Origin of the sequence: Saccharopolyspora kobensis (genome assembly GCF_900108315.1) — a bacterium.
GTDB classification, from domain to species: Bacteria; Actinomycetota; Actinomycetes; order Mycobacteriales; family Pseudonocardiaceae; genus Saccharopolyspora; species Saccharopolyspora kobensis.
This window is the reverse complement of sequence record NZ_FNVB01000006.1, coordinates 493,276-514,492: the sequence shown is the minus strand read 5'-3', so window position 1 is coordinate 514,492 and position 21,217 is coordinate 493,276. Positions and strand designations below refer to the sequence as shown.

22 protein-coding genes are annotated in these 21,217 nt (G+C 71.1%); 12 read left to right on the top strand and 10 right to left on the bottom strand.

What is annotated here, in order from left to right; all coding sequences use genetic code 11:
- Together C4T78_RS22845 and C4T78_RS36500 are read right to left on the bottom strand one after the other, a co-directional pair.
- Positions 1 to 247 (bottom strand): recombinase family protein (locus C4T78_RS22845; protein ID WP_146075834.1); only part of this gene is annotated, 247 nt, incomplete at its 3' end.
- Between the two features lie 10 nt (positions 248 to 257).
- A complete protein-coding gene (locus tag C4T78_RS36500; protein WP_177247512.1) occupies positions 258 to 410 on the bottom strand; it encodes a thioredoxin domain-containing protein in 153 nt (50 codons plus the stop codon).
- Positions 411 to 511: 101 nt separating this feature from the next.
- Here C4T78_RS36500 and C4T78_RS22840 point away from each other — a divergent pair, with 101 nt between their 5' ends.
- Complete coding sequence (locus C4T78_RS22840; protein ID WP_309599287.1) at positions 512 to 1,000, top strand: HIT family protein; 489 nt, start codon at positions 512 to 514, stop codon at positions 998 to 1,000.
- Positions 1,001 to 3,473: 2,473 nt separating this feature from the next.
- Here the strand turns inward: C4T78_RS22840 and C4T78_RS22815 are convergent.
- Both C4T78_RS22815 and C4T78_RS22810 read right to left on the bottom strand, forming a co-directional pair.
- Positions 3,474 to 3,923: a hypothetical protein gene (locus tag C4T78_RS22815; RefSeq protein WP_093350665.1), complete on the bottom strand. Its 450-nt coding sequence runs from the start codon at positions 3,921 to 3,923 to the stop codon at positions 3,474 to 3,476.
- Between the two features lie 137 nt (positions 3,924 to 4,060).
- Complete coding sequence (locus C4T78_RS22810; RefSeq protein ID WP_093351160.1) at positions 4,061 to 4,441, bottom strand: YunG family protein; 381 nt, start codon at positions 4,439 to 4,441, stop codon at positions 4,061 to 4,063.
- A 484-nt stretch (positions 4,442 to 4,925) separates the two neighbouring features.
- Here C4T78_RS22810 and C4T78_RS22805 point away from each other — a divergent pair, with 484 nt between their 5' ends.
- A complete protein-coding gene (locus C4T78_RS22805) occupies positions 4,926 to 5,321 on the top strand; it encodes a hypothetical protein (protein WP_093350667.1) in 396 nt (131 codons plus the stop codon).
- Here the strand turns inward: C4T78_RS22805 and C4T78_RS22800 are convergent.
- Entirely contained in the window at positions 5,308 to 6,498 is a 1,191-nt protein-coding gene (locus C4T78_RS22800) for an ATP-binding protein (RefSeq protein WP_093350669.1), read from the bottom strand. The genes C4T78_RS22805 and C4T78_RS22800 overlap by 14 nt on opposite strands.
- A gap of 142 nt (positions 6,499 to 6,640) precedes the next feature.
- Between C4T78_RS22800 and C4T78_RS22795 the strand changes: the two genes are divergently transcribed.
- The 4 genes from C4T78_RS22795 to C4T78_RS22780 all read left to right on the top strand — a co-directional run bounded on the left by C4T78_RS22795 (position 6,641) and on the right by C4T78_RS22780 (position 10,128).
- Complete coding sequence (locus C4T78_RS22795) at positions 6,641 to 7,180, top strand: MarR family winged helix-turn-helix transcriptional regulator (protein WP_093350671.1); 540 nt, start codon at positions 6,641 to 6,643, stop codon at positions 7,178 to 7,180.
- Positions 7,177 to 7,692 (top strand): SgcJ/EcaC family oxidoreductase, encoded by a 516-nt coding sequence (locus C4T78_RS22790; protein ID WP_093350674.1) that lies wholly within the window; start codon positions 7,177 to 7,179, stop codon positions 7,690 to 7,692. Before C4T78_RS22795 ends, C4T78_RS22790 begins: the two co-directional genes overlap by 4 nt.
- 287 nt (positions 7,693 to 7,979) lie before the next feature.
- Positions 7,980 to 9,266: a CoA transferase gene (locus C4T78_RS22785; RefSeq protein ID WP_093350676.1), complete on the top strand. Its 1,287-nt coding sequence runs from the start codon at positions 7,980 to 7,982 to the stop codon at positions 9,264 to 9,266.
- A gap of 109 nt (positions 9,267 to 9,375) precedes the next feature.
- Complete coding sequence (locus C4T78_RS22780) at positions 9,376 to 10,128, top strand: class I SAM-dependent methyltransferase (protein ID WP_093350679.1); 753 nt, start codon at positions 9,376 to 9,378, stop codon at positions 10,126 to 10,128.
- A 4-nt stretch (positions 10,129 to 10,132) separates the two neighbouring features.
- Here the strand turns inward: C4T78_RS22780 and C4T78_RS22775 are convergent, their stop codons facing one another.
- Positions 10,133 to 11,413 (bottom strand): acetyl-CoA C-acetyltransferase, encoded by a 1,281-nt coding sequence (locus tag C4T78_RS22775; RefSeq protein ID WP_093350681.1) that lies wholly within the window; start codon positions 11,411 to 11,413, stop codon positions 10,133 to 10,135.
- 215 nt (positions 11,414 to 11,628) lie between these two features.
- On the opposite strand from C4T78_RS22775, the gene C4T78_RS22770 reads away from it, so the two are divergent.
- Both C4T78_RS22770 and C4T78_RS22765 read left to right on the top strand, forming a co-directional pair.
- Positions 11,629 to 12,966 (top strand): 3-oxoacyl-ACP reductase, encoded by a 1,338-nt coding sequence (locus tag C4T78_RS22770; RefSeq protein ID WP_093350684.1) that lies wholly within the window; start codon positions 11,629 to 11,631, stop codon positions 12,964 to 12,966.
- Between the two features lie 14 nt (positions 12,967 to 12,980).
- Positions 12,981 to 13,817, top strand: coding sequence for a MaoC/PaaZ C-terminal domain-containing protein (locus tag C4T78_RS22765; protein WP_093350687.1), 837 nt, complete (start codon positions 12,981 to 12,983; stop codon positions 13,815 to 13,817).
- A 222-nt stretch (positions 13,818 to 14,039) separates the two neighbouring features.
- Here the strand turns inward: C4T78_RS22765 and C4T78_RS22760 are convergent, their stop codons facing one another.
- Positions 14,040 to 14,687 (bottom strand): TetR/AcrR family transcriptional regulator, encoded by a 648-nt coding sequence (locus C4T78_RS22760; RefSeq protein WP_093350690.1) that lies wholly within the window; start codon positions 14,685 to 14,687, stop codon positions 14,040 to 14,042.
- Positions 14,688 to 15,033: 346 nt separating this feature from the next.
- Between C4T78_RS22760 and C4T78_RS22755 the strand changes: the two genes are divergently transcribed.
- Positions 15,034 to 15,582 (top strand): SCP2 sterol-binding domain-containing protein, encoded by a 549-nt coding sequence (locus C4T78_RS22755; RefSeq protein WP_093350692.1) that lies wholly within the window; start codon positions 15,034 to 15,036, stop codon positions 15,580 to 15,582.
- A gap of 122 nt (positions 15,583 to 15,704) precedes the next feature.
- Positions 15,705 to 16,913 carry an acyl-CoA dehydrogenase family protein gene (locus C4T78_RS22750; RefSeq protein ID WP_093351163.1) on the top strand — a complete coding sequence of 403 codons (1,209 nt, stop codon included), beginning with the start codon at positions 15,705 to 15,707 and terminating at the stop codon, positions 16,911 to 16,913.
- Positions 16,914 to 16,955: 42 nt separating this feature from the next.
- On the opposite strand, the gene C4T78_RS22745 is transcribed toward C4T78_RS22750, so the two are convergent.
- Complete coding sequence (locus C4T78_RS22745; protein ID WP_093350695.1) at positions 16,956 to 17,627, bottom strand: hypothetical protein; 672 nt, start codon at positions 17,625 to 17,627, stop codon at positions 16,956 to 16,958.
- Positions 17,628 to 17,908: 281 nt separating this feature from the next.
- Complete coding sequence (locus C4T78_RS22740; protein ID WP_107916095.1) at positions 17,909 to 18,154, bottom strand: hypothetical protein; 246 nt, start codon at positions 18,152 to 18,154, stop codon at positions 17,909 to 17,911.
- A gap of 622 nt (positions 18,155 to 18,776) precedes the next feature.
- On the opposite strand from C4T78_RS22740, the gene C4T78_RS22735 reads away from it, so the two are divergent.
- Together C4T78_RS22735 and C4T78_RS22730 are read left to right on the top strand one after the other, a co-directional pair.
- Positions 18,777 to 19,013 carry a hypothetical protein gene (locus tag C4T78_RS22735; protein ID WP_093150912.1) on the top strand — a complete coding sequence of 79 codons (237 nt, stop codon included), beginning with the start codon at positions 18,777 to 18,779 and terminating at the stop codon, positions 19,011 to 19,013.
- A 138-nt stretch (positions 19,014 to 19,151) separates the two neighbouring features.
- Positions 19,152 to 19,628: a pyridoxamine 5'-phosphate oxidase family protein gene (locus tag C4T78_RS22730; RefSeq protein ID WP_093350700.1), complete on the top strand. Its 477-nt coding sequence runs from the start codon at positions 19,152 to 19,154 to the stop codon at positions 19,626 to 19,628.
- 134 nt (positions 19,629 to 19,762) lie between these two features.
- On the opposite strand, the gene C4T78_RS22725 is transcribed toward C4T78_RS22730, so the two are convergent.
- Positions 19,763 to 21,064 (bottom strand): dihydrolipoamide acetyltransferase family protein, encoded by a 1,302-nt coding sequence (locus tag C4T78_RS22725; RefSeq protein WP_093350703.1) that lies wholly within the window; start codon positions 21,062 to 21,064, stop codon positions 19,763 to 19,765.
- Positions 21,065 to 21,217: the final 153 nt, after the last annotated feature.

Genomic DNA, 21,217 nt, shown 5'->3' with positions numbered 1-21,217 from the left:
GATCGAGCTTCCAGACCACGAGAGTCGAGACCTCGCCGGACGTCGCAGCCCTGATCGCCTCGGTGAACGCCGCGCGCTTAGTCCGGCGCTTGTACCCCGACCGCCCTCGGTCAATGTGGCGCGTACGGACGCGAATCCCCTGGCGCTCACACCACGCGGTGCAGTCTGCGTCTTGCCGCTCGATCGCGGTCTTGCCCTCCCTGTCGAGGGACAACCGCAGGTAGAGGTCTGCCAGCTCGTGGGCCATGCCAGCGAGTTTACTCTTCTGTCATGGACGTCCAGAAGTCCAGGACGAGAACCTTGCCCCGGAAGTCCTTGAGCCGGAGCTCCTCCCCACCGGTGTTCAACCACTGCCGCCCGACCAGCTCGGGAGCGCGAACACGGGCACGACGTTTCTGCTGCTCACTCACACCCGGAGTCAACAACACCGGGCCGTGAGCTGTTCCGAGGGGGTGCCGGCCGCCGCCCCGCGGCCCGGAACGGCGGTCCCGCGCCCAGCAGGCCTGCGATCATGATCCGGACTCGCGGCGGGCACGAGGAGCGCGACATGAGCGAAGACGAGTGCGTGTTCTGCGCAATAGTGCGCGGAGAAGCGGAATCGAGCGTCGTCCACGACGACGCCGACGTCCTGGCGTTCATGGATCTCCAACCGGTGACACCTGGTCACCTGCTGGTGGTGCCGAAGACGCACGCCGTGGGCCTCGAAGACCTCGACGTGGCAGACGGCCAGAAGCTCTGGGCGGTCGGCCACCGGCTGGCCAAAGCCCTTCGCCGGTCAGAGCTCCGGTGCGAGGGCATCAACCTGTTCCTGGCGGACGGAAGAGCGGCGTCCCAGGAGGTGTTCCACGTTCATCTCCACGTGTTCCCCCGCTTCGCCGGAGACACCTTCCGCATCAGCGCCGACTGGCGAGAGCACGAACGAAGCGAACTCGACGAAACGGCTGCCGCCCTCCGGAAAACCCTCGCGAACCTCACCGACGGCGCACAGCGGAAGAACTGACACTTCGCTCTGGAACACCCAGAAGCCGAGGGGAAGGCTCCGAAGCTCTCGGCACCGGTGCTCAACCACTGCCGTCCCGCTCCACGAGACGACCCCCGATCCCGAGCACCTCGGAGCAGAACCCGCGCGCCTGCTCGACTTCTGCGGCTGAATCCGTCCGAATCGCCACCGCTCCGCAATTGACCTTTTCAGGTGATCCAAGCGCTGAACGCAGTCAGCACCGGCCCACTTGACGAAGATCGGCTCCTGCTGGAGCAGAGGGGAGAGACAGTGGCAGGTGGCTTCTACACGGACGAGCAAGGCCGAGTACGTCCGCTCAACGGCAAGAAGGGGCGTGGCGGAGTCGTTGCGGCGGCTGGCGCGACCGCACTCGCGATGACCGCTATTTCCACTGGTGGTGCCACTACCACCGGCGGTATGAGCTCGGTGGCCGGCGAAAGCGTCACGATCCGCATCAGCAACGCCAAGCAGGCGGCGCGCAACGGGCAGGCGGGCAAGGCGTGGCAACGGATGCGGCTGCGGGTCACCCGGGGCCGAGCCCCAGAGCACCGACCCGACTGCGCGACGCACTCCTTCGGACAGGTGCAGGACTTCTTCGTCCGTCATCGGTGCCGTTCCCTCACCAGGACGTTGATCCCGCTCGCCGATGAGCAGGGCAACACGGCGGTCGTGTCGGTCGCCTGGGTGCAGATGCCGAATGCGCGTGAGGCCCGCGCGCTCGACCGGCTCGACTACCGCGACGGAACCGGGGACGTCACGGCGCTCGGGCACAGTGCCCTCGCTTCGCAGGGAGTGACTTTCACCGGCGAGCACTACGAATCCGACGTGAAGGGCACGCTGTTCGTACGCGCCGAAGCCGCACCGGTGAGCGGCAGTCCCGCGCCCGAGGTCTTGGACGGAATGGCCGAGATCGCGGTGCTGCTTCCCCGACCGTGACCCAGTGGCGGTCGGCGGCCCCGGGCGCAGGTGTCCGGTCGGGCTGGTCAGGGGGCGTTGCGGTTGAGGATTCTGGCTGCTCCTGCGACCTGTGACCAGGATCCAGCCGCCGACGATCAGGGTCAGTGCCACGGCTTTGTTCCAGCCCGTGGGGTCCCAGGCCTTCTCGTGGCCGAGGTCGACCAGCGGGACCAGGAGGTCGAGGCTGAACAGGAACGGATCCCAGGTCGGAGCCTCGTCCTTCTTGATCGCGCGGAGCGGGCCGGTGAGCGCGAAGTGGGCGGTTCCCGCGCAGAGCAGCGCGGTGACCCAGGCGAGGGCGAGCGCCGGGCGGTAGCCGAAACCGAAGGTGACGTCCTGCAAAGCGCCCCACAGCTGGCCGAGCGGCCCCAGGGTCCGGTGGCGGTGGCGCTCTTTGAAGCGCTGCACCTCGCGTGCTTCGCGGTCCATGCCATCGGCTCGCAGTGCGGTGGCCAGCTGGGCGTACGGCGCTGGCGAGAACGCCCGCCGGTCGGAAGTGGTGGAGCAGCGCTTCATCCACTCCAGGCGGGTGGCGATGGGGCAGGGCGCGAGGTCGGTGCTCCGCCGGGTGAGGCGCTGGTAGGTCAGGCCGGTCAACTCGATGCGGCAGTTCTCCGGCCAGTTCGGCGGATCGTCGGTGATGCCCTTGAACCGCGCGTCGCGGAGGCTGATCGAGCCCGCGGAGTCGGCGGCGGGGCGGAGCGTGACCAGACCGGCTTCGGCGTCGATGAGCAGCAGCGCCCAGTCCCCGGGGTTGTGCAGCACCGCGTTCAGCAGGACCAGCGAACCGCCGATGCGCGCACCCGGCAGGTGGACCGCCCCTCGCGCGACGACGTCCTGCATGCCCAGGTGAGCGGTGCAGGCGAGGTCGTTCGCCCGGAGCGCCCAGGACGGTCCGCTCAGGCGGGAGTCGTTGAGGGTCACCGGCCCGCCGACCCGTGCGTGGTTCAGCACCAGCCCGCCATCCACTGTGGACTTGTAGCCGAAGATCCCCTGCTCGACCTGGACCCGGCTCGCGCGCAGAGCGGGCTCTCCGGAGGCGGTCAACCGAGCTCTCTCGAAGCGCAAGCGCCCGCCGATCCGGGCTCCGTCGAGGACGACCGGACCGCACCGGGCGCCGTCCAGATCGACGTCACCCGTCGCGTGGAGCTGCGTGGCTTCGAGAGCGGGGATCCGGCAGCCGGGCAGCCGGACCGAGACCACCTGCGCTTCGGTCAGCACCACGTCATCGCCGAAGTGGCAGTCGCGGAACTCGACGGGGAAGTCCAGTCGCGCCGCGGCCAGGTCCACCCGGCCATCGATGCGAGCCCCGGTGATCCGGACCGAACGCAGCGCCTTCGTCCCGGCCAGCGCATCGGCCAGTACCGCACCGCGAAGCCGCTGCTCACCGTCGAAATCCACCTCGACGCGCGCTCGATCCCGCACCGCCGACAGGACCCGGCGCTCGGTCGCGGTGTGCTCGATCATGCGTTCATTGTCGAGTCGCGCACGGGACCGCCGGGGCAGAACGAGGCGATCAGGTCGTCGGTTGCTGGTTGGCCTTGAAGTACTGGTTGGACGGGGTGAGGAAGATCAGGGCCAGGAACAGGGGCATTGCGAGGACCACCATCAGCAGTTCGACGAGGACCGTGGCCGTGCCTGCCTGGTTGAAGATCACGGACAGCTGGTAGTCGGCCGTGCTGAGCGTCACGAAGAGGCCGAAAAGGGCGTAGAGAAGCCAGATTCCGGCGACGACCGCGAGAGTGGTACGGGCCCGGCTGCGGCCCGCGCGCATCCGGAGCGAGAAGAACACCCACAGCCCGACCAGCACGAGGGTGCCCAGCGTGTTGGCCGTGTTGAACAGCAGCGGGCCCACCGCGTCGTCGAGATACCTGATGATCTCCAGCGCGAAGGCCACGTAGCTGATGACCGTCAGCAGCCCCGAGAGGCTCGGCACCACGATGCCGAGCACCGATGCGAAGGCCACCGTTGCGGGGGCCCTTCGGCCGGTCGTCCTGCTGCGCTGTCACGCGAGGAGAGTAGGTATGCGCACCGGCGCCGAACAAGAATCACCCGCTCACCGTCGCGATTCCGCAACCTCCGGCTGCGCGCCGGTGGCTCGCGTCAAGCTTCCAGGGCCGCGAAGGTCCTGGTGCGCAAGCGTTCGTACTCCTCGCGGAGTCGGTTGATCTCGGCCGGGCGCTCGATCACGACGGCGCCGGTGACGACTTCTTCCGGATCGAACTGCTCCCGGGTCAGGTCGAGCTCGAGGCCGCCCGGGAAGCGGTTCCACCAGTGGTAGTCGACGCGACGGCCGTCGACGTGCACCTCGCCGCGGACGAGGTCGCCGCCCAGCAGGTCGTTGATCACCAGCGCGGTGGTCCCGCACTGGCCGCGCGCCGGGTTCCCCTCGTGCCACTTGGGCAGGTCTTCGGGGGCGCAGGTGTCCGCGCCCCAGGACGAGCGGATGGCGCGCTCGATGTCGGTCAACGTGAAGGCGATCATGCCGGGCACCCTGCCCGGGACCACCGACATCACCGCCGGTTGCGGTCCCGGACGTAGTACGGGGCGGCCGCCAGGGCCGGCACGAGAGCGCCGAGCAGGACGATCACGATTTCCATTTTCGACTCCCTTCGCGCAGCGATGCCCGGGAACGGTGCCGGGTGCGGCGGACGTGAACTGGATGGCGGCAGAAGTGCCGGAGTTGGAAAGCCCCGCGATGCTGCCAGGTCGGGGGTCCGACAGCACCGCGGGGTCATGATGCATATCGACACCCACCGCCCGCTCGTTACACCCTTACAAACATGTGTTCCACGTCACCCTGAAGTCGCTCCGCGGGCGGGCCCGATCGCCCTGTATCCGGATGTATAGCCAGATCACTAGATTTGCTTATAGAACCCGATCACCTAGGGGCGATGTCCAGGCTTTCCCCCGATGACCTGCGGCTATCACGCGTCCACACTTCGAGGATCGCTCTGGAAGGTGGATCATGCCGAAGGCCCCCGAAGCGGTGCGGACCCCGATCCTGCTCTGGCTGATCGCGATCGGCGCCGGCGTCCTGGAAACGCTGCTCAACGTCCTGTCCTCGCCGCAAGACCTGCTGCCGGCGGGCGCGGTCCGGATGCTCGTCTACGCCGCGCTGGTGGCGCTGGTCCTCCAGCTGCGCCACGGCCGGAACTGGGCCCGCACCACGCTGGCCGTGCTGCTGGGCGGCGTCGGCCTGCTGAGCATGGTCGGGCCCGCGCTGGTCGGCGGGATGGAGCTGCCCGCCGGGCCTGCCGACTGGGTCTTCCTCGTCGTGCGCAGCGCGCACGTGCTCGCCGTGGTCGGCGCGGTGATCGCGATGTTCCGGCCCGCCGCCAACCGGTTCTTCAGTCCTGCGTGAGCAGGTAGCGGCCGAAGTGCGGCACGGTGAAGGCGATCAGGCCGCGCTCGCCGGAGTAGACTAGGCCCTTCTTGATCAGGCTGTCCCGCGCCGGGGACAGCGAGGACGGGCGGCGCTCCAGGTACTGCGCGATGGAAGCGGTCGGGGCCGGTTCGTCGCGGCCCTCCACCAGCTCCGCCATCGCCCGCAGGTACTCCCGCTCGGCCGGGGTGGCCCGCTCGTAGCGGGAGCCGAAGAACCCGACGGCCAGCTCCGACTCGGCCTCCGGCGCGGCCAGCCGCACGTCCTCCGCGCCGATCTCGCTGCGCACCGCCGCGTCCCAGGTCGCCTTCCCGTACGACTGCACGAAGTACGGGTAGCCGCCGGAGATGTCGAACAGCGCGTCCAGGGCCTCCGGGGTGATCTCGGCTTCCTCGCGCTCGATGGGCGCGAGCACCGCGCGGTCGGCGTCCGAGCGGTCCAGCCGGTCGATCCGCACGTACCGGAACAACCGCTCGGAGTAGGACTTGCTCGCCGACAGCACCACGGGCAGGTGCGGCAGGCCGGCACCGACCACCACCAGCGGCGCACCTGACTGGGACAGCTCGTGGCAGGCCGCGCACAATGCGGAGACGTCCTCGGTCGGCACGTCCTGCATCTCGTCGATCAGCAGCGCGATCCCGGAACCGACGTCGGCGGCCAGCTCGGCGACCTCGGTGAACAGCTCGACCAGGTCGATCTCGATGTCGCCGGAGTCGGCGCGGCCCTGCGCGGCGGGCACGTCGATGCCCGGCTGCCACCGGTCGCGGAGCTTGGCGCCGTCGGGATTGGTCTTGAGCGCGAAGGCCTTGAGCACGGCCAGGACCTGCTCGACGCGGTCCGGCGCGCGGTGGCGCACGGCCAGGTCGCGGATCGCGCGGTGCAGCGCAGCGGACAGCGGCCGCCGCAGCCCGGCCTCCGGTCGCGCCTCGACCTTGCCCGCGCCCCAGCCCCGGCGCAGCGCCATCGACCGCAGCTCACCGAGCAGCACCGTCTTGCCCACGCCGCGCAGGCCGGTGAGCACCAGGCTGCGCTCGGGCCGACCTCGGGCGACGCGTTCGAGCACGACTTCGAAGGCGTCGAGCTCGCGGGCCCGTCCGGCGAGTTCGGGCGGCCGCTGCCCGGCGCCGGGGGCGAAGGGATTGCGAACCGGGTCCATAGCTCTCGGACTGTATCCAGCCGTCTAGCGCTGTCCCGATATTCGGCGAGAAGTCCCCATCGGCGTGTTGCACCTCCGTTCTTGACCACTCGCGGCCGTCGAATTAGCTTAGCAACTAAGCGAGTTTAGAAGGGAGTTGCCGATGGGCACCGAAGAACGCCCGGATCGCGCCGCACTGGCCGCGGAGATCACCGGCCCGCTGTCCCGCAGGTACAGCACCGCGACCGTGCTCTACCACCACGCGCTGGCCGAACGCCTGGGGCTCGGCCCGACCGACCTCAAGTGCCTGGACCTGCTGCACGAACGGGCCCCGATGACCGCGAGCGAGCTCGCCGCGATCACCGGGCTCACCACCGGTGCGACCACCGGCGTGGTCGCGCGGTTGGAGCGGTCCGGGCTGCTGGCCCGCGAACCCCACCCGCACGACCGGCGCAAGCAGGTGCTGCGCCCCACGGCCAAGGCGGTGCGCGAGGTCCAGGCGGTGTTCGACTCGCTGCCGGTCGCCACCGACGCGCTGGTCGAGGGCTTCGACGCGCACCAGTTGACCGCGATCTCCGAGTTCCTCACCCGCGTGACCGACTTCGCCTACCAGCGCGGTGCGCTGCTGCGCGCACAGGCGCTCTCGCCGGGCGGCCACCGAGCGACCGCTTCTCCCGAGCAGGACCCGGAGCAGCAGCGATGACCGACGACGAGCAGATCACCGCGCTGTTCGAGCGCATGTGCACCGCCTGGACCGGCGGTGATGCCCGCGCCTACGGCGAGTGCTTCACGGCCGACTGCGACTACATCTCCTACGACGGCACCCGCGCGCAGGGGCGAGAACCGGTCATCGCCTCCCACGACAAGCTCTTCCGCGGCGTGCTCTACGACTCCGCCCTGGTCGGCCGGATCGAGTCGATCCGGCACGTCTCGGACGGTGTTGCGGTCGTCCAGGCCACCGGTTCCGTGCTCACCGCCTGGCGGACCAAGCTGCCGAAGCGGCGCCTCACCCGGAACACGATCGTCGCCGTCCGCGGTGCGGGCGGGTGGCAGTTCACCGCGATCCACAACGGACGGATCCGGCCGGTGCACCCGCCGGAGCCGGATTCCCCGCCCGCTCGACTGGCCCGAGCCCTCGTCCACGCCTCTCGGCGACTCGGCCTCGGGCGCGCAGCCGCGCCGGGGCGGGCCTCCAGCGGAACCAGGCGGTCGTGACTGCCGCTGCCGCACCCCACCGCAGCGCTGTGACTCACCACCAGCAGCGCCGCGCACTCCCTGCTCAACGGAGCGCCGGGCGGTGACGTGGGCGCCCCGACTCGTGAGCACGCCCGGCGGAGCCGGGCCGGGTCTGCAGATCTAGCGAGAAGTCGACAAATCACCAGATCGCCGAGTATCCGACTTTCTAGCAGAGGAGGTACAGGCCGCTAGAGATTCCGATGCGCGCACTGTGATCTTCCCCGTCGGTTGCTGCGGGCCGCGGGCTGTGCGCCGAACATCTGGGCATGGCAGCGGAATGGCGTCGGGCACTCGCCGGAGCTCTGGAAGCGCTGGGCATCGAGCGCAGCGCGGACGAGCTGGTCGTGACCGGCGAACTCGGGCACCTGTCGGCCAGGCTCCCGGTCGAGGACACCGCTATCGCGTGCATCGGAGCAGCGCTGCTGGCCGCAGGCCCGGCGGAGCTCGCCACCGGGCACGTCGCCGCCGCGGTGCGCAGCGAGGCCCACCTCCGCCTGAACGGCCAGCCGCCGCAGGACGGCTTCGCGCCGATGTCCCGGTTCTGGCGGGCATCCGATGGCTGGGTCCGGACGCACGGCAACTACCCGTGGCATCGCGAAGCCCTGCAGCGCGCGCTCGGCACGTCCGACGACGTCGCCGCGGTGGGATCGGTGATCGCGGAACTGCCGGCGCGGGAGGTGGAGGCCCGCGTGGTCGCAGCCGGCGGAATCGCCGCCGCGGTGCGCGGCCCCGAGCAGTGGCGCGCCGAACCACCGGGGCGGGCGGTGGACGCGCAGCCGCTCGTGAGCACTCGCCAGGTCGGCGATGCGTCGCCCCGGCGCGGCCGGTTCCAGGTGCTCGACCTGACCAGGGTGATCGCCGGTCCGGTGTGCACCCGGTTCCTCGCGGCGCTCGGTGCGGACGTCCTGCGCATCGACCCGCCGCACCGACCGGAACGACCGGGCAGCTACGACGCGCTGCTCGGCAAGCGCAGCGCGGTGCTCGACGCCCGCGCGCCGGAAGGCCTCGCGAAGCTGCACGAACTGCTCGACGGGGCGGACGTGCTGGTGCACGGCTACCGCCCGGGTGCGCTCGACCGGTTCGGGCTGGACTTCGAGTCGCTGGCCGAGCGGCACCCCGGCCTGGTGGTGGTCTCCCTGTCCGCGTGGGGGAATTCGGGCCCGTGGGGCGACCGGCGCGGTTTCGACAGCATCGTGCAGGCGGCCTCCGGGATCGCGACCGCGGAGTCCACTTCGGACGAACCTGGCGCGCTGCCCTGCCAACTCCTGGACCACGGCACGGGATACCTCTGCGCGGCAGCGGCCCTGGACGGCCTCCGCCGCCAGTCCGAGCACGGCGGAACCTGGCTGCGAGAGCTCTCGCTGGCCCGCACCGCGCACTGGCTCCTGGACCGACCCCGCACCGAACGCCCAGCGGCCCCGGTGAACGTCGAGCCGTGGCTGACCTCGCCGGGAGGCGGCATCACCGCCGTCGCTCCACCCGGCCGACTCGACGGCCGCGCCCTCACCTGGCCGTCCCCGCACCCTTACGGCGCAGCCGCACCCGCCTGGTGACGCAGGGCCTCGCTCCCGAGCCGCGCGACGTCACCCAGACCCTGGCCAACTTCAGACGCCCGCAGCGCCCGAGCGGAAATTCGGTGGCGTTGGGCGGGACGATGGGGGCATGTCGCGTTCGTTCGAGGAGTTGGTGGCCGAGGCCGAGGCCGCTCCGGTCGAGGGCTGGGACTTCTCCTGGCTGGACGGCCGGGCGACCGAGCAGCGGCCTTCGTGGGGCTACCAGCGGTTGCTCGGCCAGCGCTTGGCGCTGGCGTCCGCGGCGCTGGACGTCCAGACCGGTGGCGGGGAAGTGCTGGCCGGGGTGCCGCGCTTCCCGCCGGTCATGGTGGCCACCGAGTCCTGGCCGCCGAACGTGGCGGTGGCGACAGAGCTGCTGCACCCGCTGGGCGCGGTCGTCGTCGCGGACCCGGACGAGCCGCCGCTGCCGTTCGCCGACGCGGCCTTCGACCTGGTGACGAGCAGGCATCCGGCCACCGTGTGGTGGTCGGAGATCGCCCGGGTGCTGAAGCCGGGCGGGACGTACTTCGCCCAGCACGTCGGCCCGGGCACCATGTGGGAGCTGGTGGAGCACTTCCTCGGCCCGCAGCCCGAAGCGCGCCGCAAGCGCCACCCGGAACTGGAGGCCGCGGACGCCCGCGCCGCGGGCCTGGAGGTGGTGGACATCCGCAGCGAGCGGCTGCGCGCGGAGTTCGCCGACATCGGCGCGGTCGTCTACTTCCTGCGCAAGGTGATCTGGACGGTCCCCGGCTTCACCGTCGAGGCGCACCTCGACCGCCTGCGCGACCTCCACGAGCAGATCCGGCGCGACGGCGCGTTCATCGCCCACGCCACGCGGACGCTCGTGGAAGCCCGCAGGTGAGCGGTCAGGGGCGTTCGAGGACGGCCGTCATGCCCTGGCCGCCCGCCGCGCAGATGGAGATCAGGCCGCGGCCGGAGCCCTTCTCGGCCAGCAGCTTCGCCAGCGTCGCCACGATCCGGCCGCCCGTCGCGGCGAAGGGGTGCCCCGCCGCCAGGGACGAGCCCACCACGTTGAGCTTCGCCGGGTCGATCTCGCCGAGCGGTTCGGCGCGGCCGAGGCGGTCCTTGCAGAACTCCGGGTCCTGCCAGGCCTTCAGCGTCGCCAGCACCTGCGAGGCGAACGCCTCGTGCACCTCGTAGAAGTCGAAGTCGCCCAACCCCAGGCCGGTGCGGTCGAGCAGCTGCGGGACCGCGTAGGCCGGGGCCATCAGCAGCCCTTCGTCGCCGCTGACGTGGTCCACCGACGCCGACACCACGTCACCGAGGTAGGCCAGCACCGGCAGCCGCCGCTGCGCCGCCCACTCCTCGCTGGCCAGCAGGACCGTGGCCGCGCCGTCGGTCAGTGGCGTCGAGTTGCCCGCCGTCATGGTCGCGTCCTCGCCGCGGCCGAACACCGGCTTGAGCTTGGCGAGCTTCTCGGCGGTGCTGTCCGGGCGCAGGTTCTGGTCGCGGGCCACGCCCTGGTAGGAGGTCAGCAGGTCGTCGAAGAAGCCGCGCTCGTAGGCGGCGGCGAGCCGCTGGTGGCTGCGCGCGGCCAGCTCGTCCTGCGCTTCCCGGCTGATTTCCCAGGCCAGCGCGGTCTTCGCGGCGTGCTCGCCCATGGACAGCCCGGTGCGCGGTTCGGCGTTGCGCGGGATCTCCGGGACGATGTGCTGCGGGCGGACGCCGCTCAGCGCTTTGAGCCGACCGGCCGCGGTCTTGGCGTGGTTGGCGCGCAGCAGGACGCGACGCAGGTCGTCGTTGACCGCGATCGGCGCGTCGCTGGCCGAGTCGACGCCACCGGCGATGCCGACGTCGAGCTGCCCGAGGGCGATCTTGTTGGCCACCGAGACCACGGCTTCCAGCCCGGTCGCGCAGGCCATCTGCACGTCGTGCGCGGGAGTGCGGGGATCCAGCTTGGAGCCGAGCACGGTCTCGCGGGCGAGGTTGAAGTCGCGGCTGTGCTTGAGCACCGCGCCCGCCACGAACTCGCCGATCCGCTCGCCCTGCAGGCCGAAGCGCGCGACCAGTCCGTCCAGCGCGGCGGTCAGCATGTCCTGGTTGGCGGCGCGGGCGTAAGGGCCGCCGGACCGCGCGAACGGGATCCGGTTGCCGCCGATGATCGCGACTCGTCGAGCGGTGGCCATGGCCTGACTCCCTGGTTGCTGCGATGTTCCCTGGTCAATCTAACCTACCCGCGGGTAGGTTAGGAACCTGTCGACGGATGCCGTCCGCGTCTCGCGAGCGGCGGCAGCCGCGTTGAGCACGCAGGGCGACCACCGGCGGGTTCCGCCGAGCGACCAAGCAGAACAACCACTTACAGGCTCAGACGTCGAGCTACCGGACATCCGTGGGAGTGGCAATGGCCGACCGATACCAGCAGTTCACCTCGTCCGCGCTCGGGCGGCAGGTCGTCAAGCGACTCGGCCTGCCCGCGCCGACACCGCTGCGCCGCCACCGGCCGGGCGAGCCGGTGGTCGCCGGTCCGGTGCTGCTCGGCGGCGCCCCGAACGGCCGGCTCGGCGAAACCGTCGCCGCCGTCGCCAAGGACGTCCAGGCCCAGGTCCACCACGAACCCGCGGAAGGTGAGCGCTACGCCGGGCTGGTCTTCGACGCGACCGGCATCCGCAGCAGCGAACGGCTGCGGGCGCTGCACGAGTTCTTCGGCCCGACGATCCGGCAGATCGACCGCTGCGGCCGGGTGATCGTGCTCGGCACACCGCCGGAAGCCCTGAACGATCCGCGGGAGGCGACCGCGCAGCGCGCCCTCGAAGGCTTCGTCCGCACTGCGGGCAAGGAGCTCAAGCGCGGCGCGACCGCCCAGCTGGTCTACGTCGCCGAAGGCGCTGAGGGCGCGGTCGACTCGACGCTGCGCTTCCTGCTCTCCGCGAAGTCCGCCTACGTCTCCGGCCAGGTGGTGCGCATCGGCCAGGCCGAGGTGCCGGAGGTGGACTGGGAGAAACCGCTGCGGGACAAGGTCGCGCTGGTCACCGGCGCATCGCGGGGGATCGGCGAGGCCATCGCGGAAACCCTCGCCCGCGACGGGGCGCACGTGGTCTGCCTCGACATCCCGGCGCAGGGCGGCGAACTGGCCGCGGTCGCCAACCGCATCGGCGGTTCCACGCTGCAGCTGGACATCACCGCCGACGACGCGCCGCAGCGGATCGCCGAGCACTTCGCGCAGCGCCACGACGGGCTCGACGTCGTGGTGCACAACGCCGGCATCACCCGCGACAAGACGATCGGCCGGATGACCGAGCAGCAGTGGGACTCGGTGCTCGCGGTGAACCTGACCTCGCAGGAGCGGATCAACGAGGTCCTGCTCGCGGACGGCTCCCCGCTGCGGCCGGGCGGCCGGATCATCGGGGTGTCCTCGATGAGCGGCATCGCGGGCAACGTCGGGCAGGGCAACTACGCGGCCTCCAAGGCCGGGGTGATCGGGCACGTGCAGTCCAGCGCACCGATCGCCGCGGGCCGCGGCGCCACGATCAACGCGGTCGCGCCCGGGTTCATCGAGACCCGGATGACGGCGGCGATCCCGCTGTTCGTGCGGGAGGCGGGTCGCCGGATGAACAGCATGTCCCAGGGCGGCCTGCCGGTGGACGTGGCCGAGACCATCGCCTGGTACGCCAATCCCGCGTCGGCCGGGGTCAACGGCAACGTCGTGCGCGTCTGCGGCCAGAGCCTGCTCGGCGCCTGAGCGGAGGGAATGCCATGCCTGAAGTGAGCAACTCGCCTTCGCTGGTCGCGCTGTACGCGAAGGCCGTCGCGACCGGGCCCGCGCGGCGCGGCGACCGGCTGCCGGACACCGAGTACGTGCGGCGCGGCATCGCGATCGACCGCGACCACCTCGCCGAGTACGACCGGGTGTGCGGGTTCGGGCTGCGCGACGAGCTGCCGGTCACCTACCCGCACGTGCTGTCGTTCGGCCTGTCGGTGCGCCTGATGACCGATCCCGGATTCCCGTTCCCGCTGGTCGGACTGGTGCACGTGGCCAACAGCATCCACCAGCAGCGGCCGCTGCTGGTGACCGACGAGCTGACCCAGCGGGTGCGGCTGGCGGACCTGCGCCCGCACCCGAAGGGCCGCCAGTTCGACGTGATCACCGAGACCGAGGTGGCGGGCGAAGTGGTGTGGCGCGAGGTCAGCACCTACCTGCGCCGCGGCGGGAAGCCCGCGGACGCCGCGCCCGCGGCGGAGCGCCCGGCCGACGTCGCAGCGGCGCCGACGGCGAAGTGGCGGGTTCCCGGCGACATCGGCCGCCGGTACGCGGCGGTGTCGGGCGACCGCAACCCGATCCACCTGCACGCCCTGCCGGCCAAGGCATTCGGCTTCCGCCGCGCGATCGCCCACGGCATGTGGTCGAAGGCCCGCTGCCTGGCGGCCATCGCCGAACGCCTGCCGGACCAGTGCGCGGTGGACGTCGAGTTCCGCAAGCCGCTCCTGCTGCCCGCCACCGCGGACTTCGCGGCGCACCCCGCGGAAACCGGCTGGGACTTCGAACTCCGCGCCCGCTCAGGCAAACCGCACCTCCTCGGCACCGTCCGCTGACCCGACACGCCATCGGCGCGTCCGGCGCACGACCCACCAACACCGACGGACGGCTCGCCGAACCAGGTGACGGACACGCAATTTCAATGGAAATCAGACCTCTGATTTCCATTGAAATTGCGGAAGTTGCCCACAGGCGTCGGCGTGTCGGAGTGCGACACGCCGTCTCCGTGCGATTTCCATTGAAATCAGACGTGCGATTTCCATTGAAATTGCGCCCGGTCAGGAGTCCGGTGTCCAGGAGCGGCCTTCCACGAGGTCGCCGAAGCCCATCCAGACCATGTTCATCAGGCGCATCGCCATGCCGTCGGCCGCGTGCTCCGGGTGCTCGAACCACCACTCCACCAGCGCTTCGCCCGCGCCGACCAGCGCCGCCGCGAACGGCTCGGTCTGCTCCGCCTGCATCGGCTGCACCGAACCCTCGGTCGCGCGCGCCAGCAGCGCCGAGATCAGGCTGGTCGCCCGCTCCCGCCACTCGGAGAGCTCGCTGACGAACGGTTCGCCCTGCACGTTGGCCTGCCGGTGCAGGACCGTCCAGCCCGCCTGGTTTGCCTGCACGTACTCGAAGAACACCCGCAGACCGCGCCACAGCTGCTCGGCCGGGCTGAGCCCGGCTTCCACCGCGGTGCCGATCGCCTCGATCAGCCGCGCGGCCTCGCGCCGGATGCAGGCGACGAACAGCTCGTCCTTGGCCCCGAGGTAGGCGTAGAGCATCGGCTTGGAGATGCCCGCGACCTCGGAGATCTCGTCCATCGACGCGGCGTGGAAGCCGTGCGCGGCGAACACCTCGACGGCGGCGTCCAGGATCTGCCGCTCGCGGACCTCCCGCGGCAGGCGCCGCGACCGGGGGCGGCCGTTGTCCTGAACCATTTCACCTCGCACGCTGATCTGCTCCCGGTCAGGCTAGATCAAAACAGGTCGCCGCAGGTCGCTTGCCTTCGAACCTACTCGAACGTAGTCTTACTCGCGAGTAGGTAAGCGCGGGAGCACCGTCGGCGAAGCCGCCCGCTCCCGGGTCAGCGGCGCCAGCCGCTCGAGCCACCTACGCAGGGCGACCACCCGCGGGTTCTGAGTGGTTTCCGGCCAGCACGACCCCTCCACCGTGTATTCGTTCATACAGCAGGAGGAGCGGCCGCAGGCCCGGGGAGCAAGCAGGTCCCGGCAGGCGATCGCCCGAGCAACGCAACCGCCAACAGGCCCTGAGAGGTGGCGACATATGCCCGAGACCGATCCGATCGCCGCGCTCGGCGAGGTCGATCCGAAGAAGATCGGCAAGGACGAGTTCGTCATGCTGCTGGAAGCCGCCTCCGAGATCGCGGACAGCGGCACCGAGGTGGACCTCAGCGCGCTGCGCCCGGAGCAGTTCGCGCGGCTGATCTCGCGCGCCTCGGACGATCAGGTCGAAGCCGTGATGGCCCGGCCGGAACTGCGCGAGCGCATCCTCGACGAGGTGTTCCGGCGGATGGGCGAGCACTACAAGTCCGACAAGGCGGGCAAGACCGAGGCCGTGGTGCGCTGGCGGATCGGCACCGACGAGGACCTGCTGCGCTACGAGTGCGTGCTGGCCGACGGCAAGTGCGAGGTCAGCAAGGACCCGCAGCACGAGCCGCGGGTGACCATCACGGTCACGCCCGCCGAATTCCTGAAGCTGGCCTCCGGCAACGCTTCCGCCCCGATGCTGTTCATGAAGGGCAAGCTCAAGGTCGCCGGCGACCTCGGTTTCGCCGCCGGGCTGACCAAGCTCTTCCAGATCCCCAAGGCCTGAGCCGCCGCTCGGCGGGAGTGCTCCGAGCGGCGGTGTCGCTCGGAGCGGCGCAAGCCATGATCGACATCTGCACTGGCGCGGTGCGGCTGGATCGGGACGACTTCGCAGAGAAACGGAAGACGATGACTTTTTCCCTGGAGCTGAGCGAGGAGCAGCAGGAGCTGCGGGACTGGGTGCACGGCTTCGCCGAGCAGACCATCCGCCCGGCCGCGCGCGAGTGGGACGAGCGCGAGGAGACGCCCTGGCCGATCATCCAGGAAGCGGCCAAGGTCGGGCTCTACGGCTTCGAGAGCCTGGCCACGTTCTGGGCCGACGACACGGGGCTGTCGCTGCCCATCGCCAACGAGGAGCTGTTCTGGGGCGACGGCGGCATCGGCATGGCGATCTTCGGCACCACCCTCGCGGTGGCCGGGATCTTCGCCGTGGGCACCCCTGACCAGCTCGCCGAGTGGGTGCCGCAGTGCTACGGCGACGCCGACGACCCGAAGGTCGCGGCGTTCTGCTCGTCGGAGCCGGGCGCCGGTTCCGACGTCGCGGCGATGCGCACCCGCGCGGTCTACGACGAGGCCACCGACGAGTGGGTGCTCAACGGCCAGAAGGCGTGGGCGACCAACGGCGGCATCGCCAACGTGCACGTCGTCCAGGCGGTCGTGGACCCGGAGCTGGGCTCCCGCGGCCAGGCCGCGTTCGTGGTCCCGCCGGGCACCAAGGGCCTGGAATCCCCGAGCAAGATCAAGAAGCACGGGCTGCGCGCCTCGCACACCGCCGACGTGTTCCTCGACGACGTGCGCGTTCCGGGCCGCTGCCTGCTGGGCGGCAAGGAGAAGCTGGACGAGCGGCTGGCCCGCGCCCGCGAAGGCACCAAGGGCGGCGCGCAGGCGGCGATGAAGACCTTCGAGCTCTCCCGCCCGACGGTCGGCGCGCAGGCCATCGGCATCGCGCGGGCGGCCTACGAGACGGCGCTGGAGTACGCGCAGCAGCGCGAGACCTTCGGCCGCCCGATCATCGAGAACCAGTCGATCGCCTTCACCCTGGCCGACATGCGGATGGAGATCGACGCGGCCCGCCTGCTGGTGTGGCGCGCGGCGTGGCTGGGCCGCAACGGCGGCTTCACCGCGGGCGAGGGCTCGATGTCCAAGCTCAAGGCGGGCCGCGTGGCGACCTGGGCGACGGAGCGCGCGATCCAGATCCTCGGTGGCAACGGCTACACCCGCGAGTTCCCGGTGGAGCGGATGCACCGCGACGCCAAGATCTACGACATCTTCGAGGGCACCGAGCAGATCCAGCAGCTGGTGATCGCCCGAGCCATCTCCGGCAAGCACATCGCCTGACGCGCCGCGTTCGAGAACGGCGCCGCCGAAGGCCCGCGGCGATCACGCGTCGAGGTAGGGGCTGAAGTGGTCGGCGACGATCTCGGCGATCCCAGCGGCATCGCGGGAACCGTCGACTTCGATCACGCGGATCCCGAGCCGGTGGGCGGCGCGGACGGCGTCATCGGCGACTAGCCGGTCCCGGGCCAGCCGGTTGGCCTGCGCCCGGGCCGGGTCGCTGACGCGGTGCCCGAGCGAAGCGGCCCGGGGCAGCTCGCGGGCCTGCCGGTCGCGGAACTCGGGGGCGGGCACCATGACGACCATCCGGCGCGGTGAGTCGATGATCGGTGCGACGAGTTCGGGCCGCAGACCCCAGCCCTCGGCGATGATCGGGCGGCCGGACACGAGTGCGCGGAGGTCGTCGAGCGCCCACTGGAACCGCTCCGGGAAGCCCGCCAGGGTCTGGGCGGCCATCTCTTCGGGGGTGGTGCGGACCCATACCGCGTCCGCGTCGGGCTCGGTGGCGGGCTCACCGAGCGCGACGCGGCGGGCGATCCGGCGGTCGTTGTGACCGCGGGCATCGTGGTAGTCGTAGTGGTAGGCGGTGACGCCGTGGTTCACGGCCAGCAGCCGGGCGACGGTCGACTTGCCCGCCCACTGACCGCCGCCGATCCACAACGCGCGGCGCAAGGTGCCGAAGGGGTCCCGGGCTTCACCGTCGTCATGGCTGGTCATCTCTGGTCCTCCTGGAGCTGCGGCGGCCGACTCGGCGGCGATTGACCGATCATCGCGAACCGGTCAATCGCCTCCAGCCCGGCCCGAGCGCGGACGACGATCGACGCGGCACTCTGCCGGTGCGGTGAATCGAAGCAGAAGCTGCAGGTCATCCCGGGGACCACAGCCAGATCCCTGGGCCAGCTGCGATGACGCGAGCGGCCCCGACCGGTGGTCGGGGCCGCTCGGTGCCAGGGCGCCGCAGGCCGTGGGAGGGGTTGCGGCCCGCGGCTGTCCTCGGGTCAGCTCCAGTCGATCAAGTGCTCACCGTCGTACGCGTACTCGTCGTCGTAGACGTGCTCGCCGTCGTACCAGCCGCCGAAGCACGCGAGGCTGCCGTACTCGTCGTAGACGACCTCGCCGCCGGCCCACTCGCAGTCGGACGCGGTGACGCCCCACGAATCCGCGAACGCGGGTGCGGCCGTGGCCAGCAGCATGCCGAGTCCGAAGCCGGAAGCGACGACTGCCTTCTTGACGCGGTTGCCCATGATCACCGTCTCCCTTCGGGGGATGCCGGGACGCGGTGCCCCGGCCCTTCGAGGGTCAACACCGGCACCCGCCCGCCGCCGGGCGATTGGTCCGGTCGAGCGGGTTACCCGCGCTCGGGCGCCCGGCCGCCGGGCAGAACGTGTCCGACCGTGTCGGCGCGCGCCGGAGGACCAGCCGATGAGGCGGGATTGACGGCCGCTCGATCGCCCTGCGGCTGGCACTTCCGGTGGCCGCGCGTGGCGTCCGCGCCGGAAAACCCGGCCGAACCGGACGATCGGGCGACGACCGGACCGCGCCCCACCCGTTGGAGTGGTGCTCGACACGGTGCGGAATTGCACAAAGTGTGCGCGGGTTGGAGTGTTGCGAGGCACGATTTCGTGGGCCCTTGCCCCGGGCACTACTGGGCAGGTGCACCATGACGCTAGTCCGAATGGATGAATGTCGGCGCTGACCGCATCACCAACGGGGACGGTGGGCGTCACAACGGCGCAGCGCGGTGCCGGAAGTGGTACCGGGCTGCACCCCACGAGCTCCGCGGGGAGGGCTCGGAACGGGGCGACGAGCAGCGAGAGCTGGCGGCGGCCCGGCCACAGCTTCGAGAGTGAACGGGAGGGCGAAGCGGTGAAGAAGACCACCCCTGACCTGGAGACACCCATCTTCCGGGAACTGAACGAAGAACTCGGCGCGCTGCCGGAGATCGACGTGCACGACTTCGACGAGCACGCCTTCGACTTCCTCCGCGAGTACGACGCGAACGCCGAGCGCGAGCAGGCCGAGGAAGCGGCCGAGCCGGTCGCCGCGGCCTCGGGCGGCAAGTCCGGCTCCCGCCGCGGTGGCCGCCGCCGCAAGGGCGACTGAAATCCGCCGAGCCCGCTGACCGGCTCGGCCCGCAGACCTGCGCGAACAGCTCTGCCCGCCTCCTTCCGACGAGGCGGGCAGGGCTGTTCGGCGCTTTCGGGCCGGTGGCTGTCGGAGGCCGGTGCCACCATGTCGCGCATGTCGACGTGGCAGGAATTCGCAGAGCAGGCCCCGGAGCTGGCCGCCCAGGTGCGGGCACGGCTGGAGGCGTTCCAGCACCACGTGCTGGCGACGCTGCGGCGCGACGGTTCGCCTCGGGTGAGCGGGACGGAGGTCGCCTGGCGCGGCCCCGACCTGGTGTTCGGGTCGATGCCGAGATCGCGCAAGGCCGTGGACCTGCAGCGCGACGCCCGGTTCGCGCTGCACGCCAATACCGGCGCGCCGGAGGACATGGTGGGCGGGGTCGACGCGAAGGTGGCCGGCCGGGCCGTGGAGGTCACCGGCGATGAGCACCGCGCCTGGGTCGAGGAGGTCAAGCCCCCGTCCCCGGACTCGCACCTGTTCCGCCTGGACCTCACCGAGGTCACCACGACGGGCGTCGCCGAGGACCAGACCCACCTGGTCATCACCCGCTGGACGCCGACCGAGGGCGTCCGGGTGTACAAGCGCGCCTGACGAGACCTCGGAACCAGGGCGTTTCCGCTGGCAGGTGCCGTGAGTGCTTTGGGGTGCCATAGCGCCCCAAAGCACTTACGGGCCATGACCTGCGGAACCAGCACCCACCGCCGAGACAGCGGTGGGAAGGCGGATCAGTACGTGATGGCCATCGCCGGGTTGGCGAGGAGGGCGCCCACGTCCGCGAGGAACTGGGAGCCCTGCTGGCCGTCGACCACGCGGTGGTCGAAGCTGAGCGCCAGCTGGCAGACCTTCCGGGGCACCACCTGGCCGTCGACCACCCACGGCATGTCGCGGATCGCGCCGAGGGCGAGGATCGCCGACTCCCCCGGGTTGAGGATCGGCGTTCCGGTGTCGACGCCGAAGACGCCCACGTTGGTGATCGTGAAGGTGCCGCCCAGCATGTCCGCCGGAGCCGTCCTGCCCTCCCGCGCGGTGCTGGTCAGCTGCTCCAGCGACTGCGCCAGCTCCTTCAGCGACTGCTGGTCGGCGTCGCGGACCTTCGGCACCACCAGGCCGCGCGGCGTGGCCGCCGCGATGCCGAGGTGGACGTAGTCCTTGTAGACGATCTCGCCGGCCGCTTCGTCCCAGGTGGCGTTGACGTCGGGCGTCCGGCGCACCGCCAGGCAGACCGCCTTCGCCGCGAAGGCCAGCGGGGTGATCTTGACGTCGCGGAACTCCGGGTGCGACTTGAGCTGCTCGCGCAGCTCCATCATCGGCGTGACGTCGACCGTCAGGAACTCGGTGACGTGCGGGGCGGTGAACGCGCTGGTCACCATCGCCTGCGCGGTCGCCTTGCGCACGCCCTTGATCGGCACCCGCCGCTCGCGCGCACCGGGTGCGGCGGTCGGCGCGGCGGGCGGAGCGCCCGCCGCGGACTGCACGTCCTCGCGGGTGATCACGCCGCCGGTACCGGTGCCCGCCAGGTTCGTCAGGTCGACGCCGAGGTCCTTGGCCAGCTTGCGCACCGGCGGCTTGGCCAGCGGGACGTACCCGCCCGCCTGCACCACCGGCTCGGCCCGCACCACCGGCTCGGCCTGCGGAGCGGGCGGGGCCTCGACGACCGCCGCCGCGGGCCGGCCCTTGCGGGGCCGGCGCTTGGTGCTCGTCGCGCGCGGGCCGTATCCGACCAGGTTGGCGACGCGTCCGTTGGACTCCTCGTCGGTCTTGCCGCCGTTGTCCGCCGGTTCGGCACCGCCCATGTCGATCGCGATGATCGGCGCGCCCACCTCCACGGTCGCCCCCGGGTCGGCGAGCAGCTCGCGGACCGTTCCCGCCCACGGGCAGGGCAGCTCCACCGAGGCCTTCGCGGTCTCGATCTCCACGATCACCTGGTTGACCGTGACCGCGTCGCCGGGCTTGACGCGCCAGCCGAGGATCTCCGCCTCGGTCAGCCCCTCACCGACGTCGGGCAGCGGGAATTGCTTGATGGCCATCTAAACGACTCCTTGAGTCTTAGAAGCGGCGCAGCCGCTTAGCCCACCTTCGCAGGTCGACCACCGGCGGTTCTCAGACGTCGCCTGGCGAGGAAAGCCCGTTCGCCGTGCATCGGCTACGGGCTCCCGCGGTCCAGGCGGCGCTGCGAGGTT

Coding starts and splice junctions, on each gene's coding strand:
- C4T78_RS22785 (WP_093350676.1), top strand. CDS start 7,980: ATGGCAGCGGAATGGCGTCGGGCACTCGCCGGAGCTCTGGAAGCGCTG.
- C4T78_RS22750 (WP_093351163.1), top strand. CDS start 15,705: ATGACTTTTTCCCTGGAGCTGAGCGAGGAGCAGCAGGAGCTGCGGGAC.
- C4T78_RS22780 (WP_093350679.1), top strand. CDS start 9,376: ATGTCGCGTTCGTTCGAGGAGTTGGTGGCCGAGGCCGAGGCCGCTCCG.
- C4T78_RS22755 (WP_093350692.1), top strand. CDS start 15,034: ATGCCCGAGACCGATCCGATCGCCGCGCTCGGCGAGGTCGATCCGAAG.
- C4T78_RS22765 (WP_093350687.1), top strand. CDS start 12,981: ATGCCTGAAGTGAGCAACTCGCCTTCGCTGGTCGCGCTGTACGCGAAG.
- C4T78_RS22740 (WP_107916095.1), bottom strand. CDS start 18,154: ATGGGCAACCGCGTCAAGAAGGCAGTCGTCGCTTCCGGCTTCGGACTC.
- C4T78_RS22770 (WP_093350684.1), top strand. CDS start 11,629: ATGGCCGACCGATACCAGCAGTTCACCTCGTCCGCGCTCGGGCGGCAG.
- C4T78_RS22725 (WP_093350703.1), bottom strand. CDS start 21,064: ATGGCCATCAAGCAATTCCCGCTGCCCGACGTCGGTGAGGGGCTGACC.
- C4T78_RS22795 (WP_093350671.1), top strand. CDS start 6,641: ATGGGCACCGAAGAACGCCCGGATCGCGCCGCACTGGCCGCGGAGATC.
- C4T78_RS22760 (WP_093350690.1), bottom strand. CDS start 14,687: ATGGTTCAGGACAACGGCCGCCCCCGGTCGCGGCGCCTGCCGCGGGAG.
- C4T78_RS22730 (WP_093350700.1), top strand. CDS start 19,152: ATGTCGACGTGGCAGGAATTCGCAGAGCAGGCCCCGGAGCTGGCCGCC.
- C4T78_RS22800 (WP_093350669.1), bottom strand. CDS start 6,498: ATGGACCCGGTTCGCAATCCCTTCGCCCCCGGCGCCGGGCAGCGGCCG.
- C4T78_RS22810 (WP_093351160.1), bottom strand. CDS start 4,441: ATGATCGCCTTCACGTTGACCGACATCGAGCGCGCCATCCGCTCGTCC.
- C4T78_RS22745 (WP_093350695.1), bottom strand. CDS start 17,627: ATGACCAGCCATGACGACGGTGAAGCCCGGGACCCCTTCGGCACCTTG.
- C4T78_RS22805 (WP_093350667.1), top strand. CDS start 4,926: ATGCCGAAGGCCCCCGAAGCGGTGCGGACCCCGATCCTGCTCTGGCTG.
- C4T78_RS22790 (WP_093350674.1), top strand. CDS start 7,177: ATGACCGACGACGAGCAGATCACCGCGCTGTTCGAGCGCATGTGCACC.
- C4T78_RS22840 (WP_309599287.1), top strand. CDS start 512: ATGATCCGGACTCGCGGCGGGCACGAGGAGCGCGACATGAGCGAAGAC.
- C4T78_RS22775 (WP_093350681.1), bottom strand. CDS start 11,413: ATGGCCACCGCTCGACGAGTCGCGATCATCGGCGGCAACCGGATCCCG.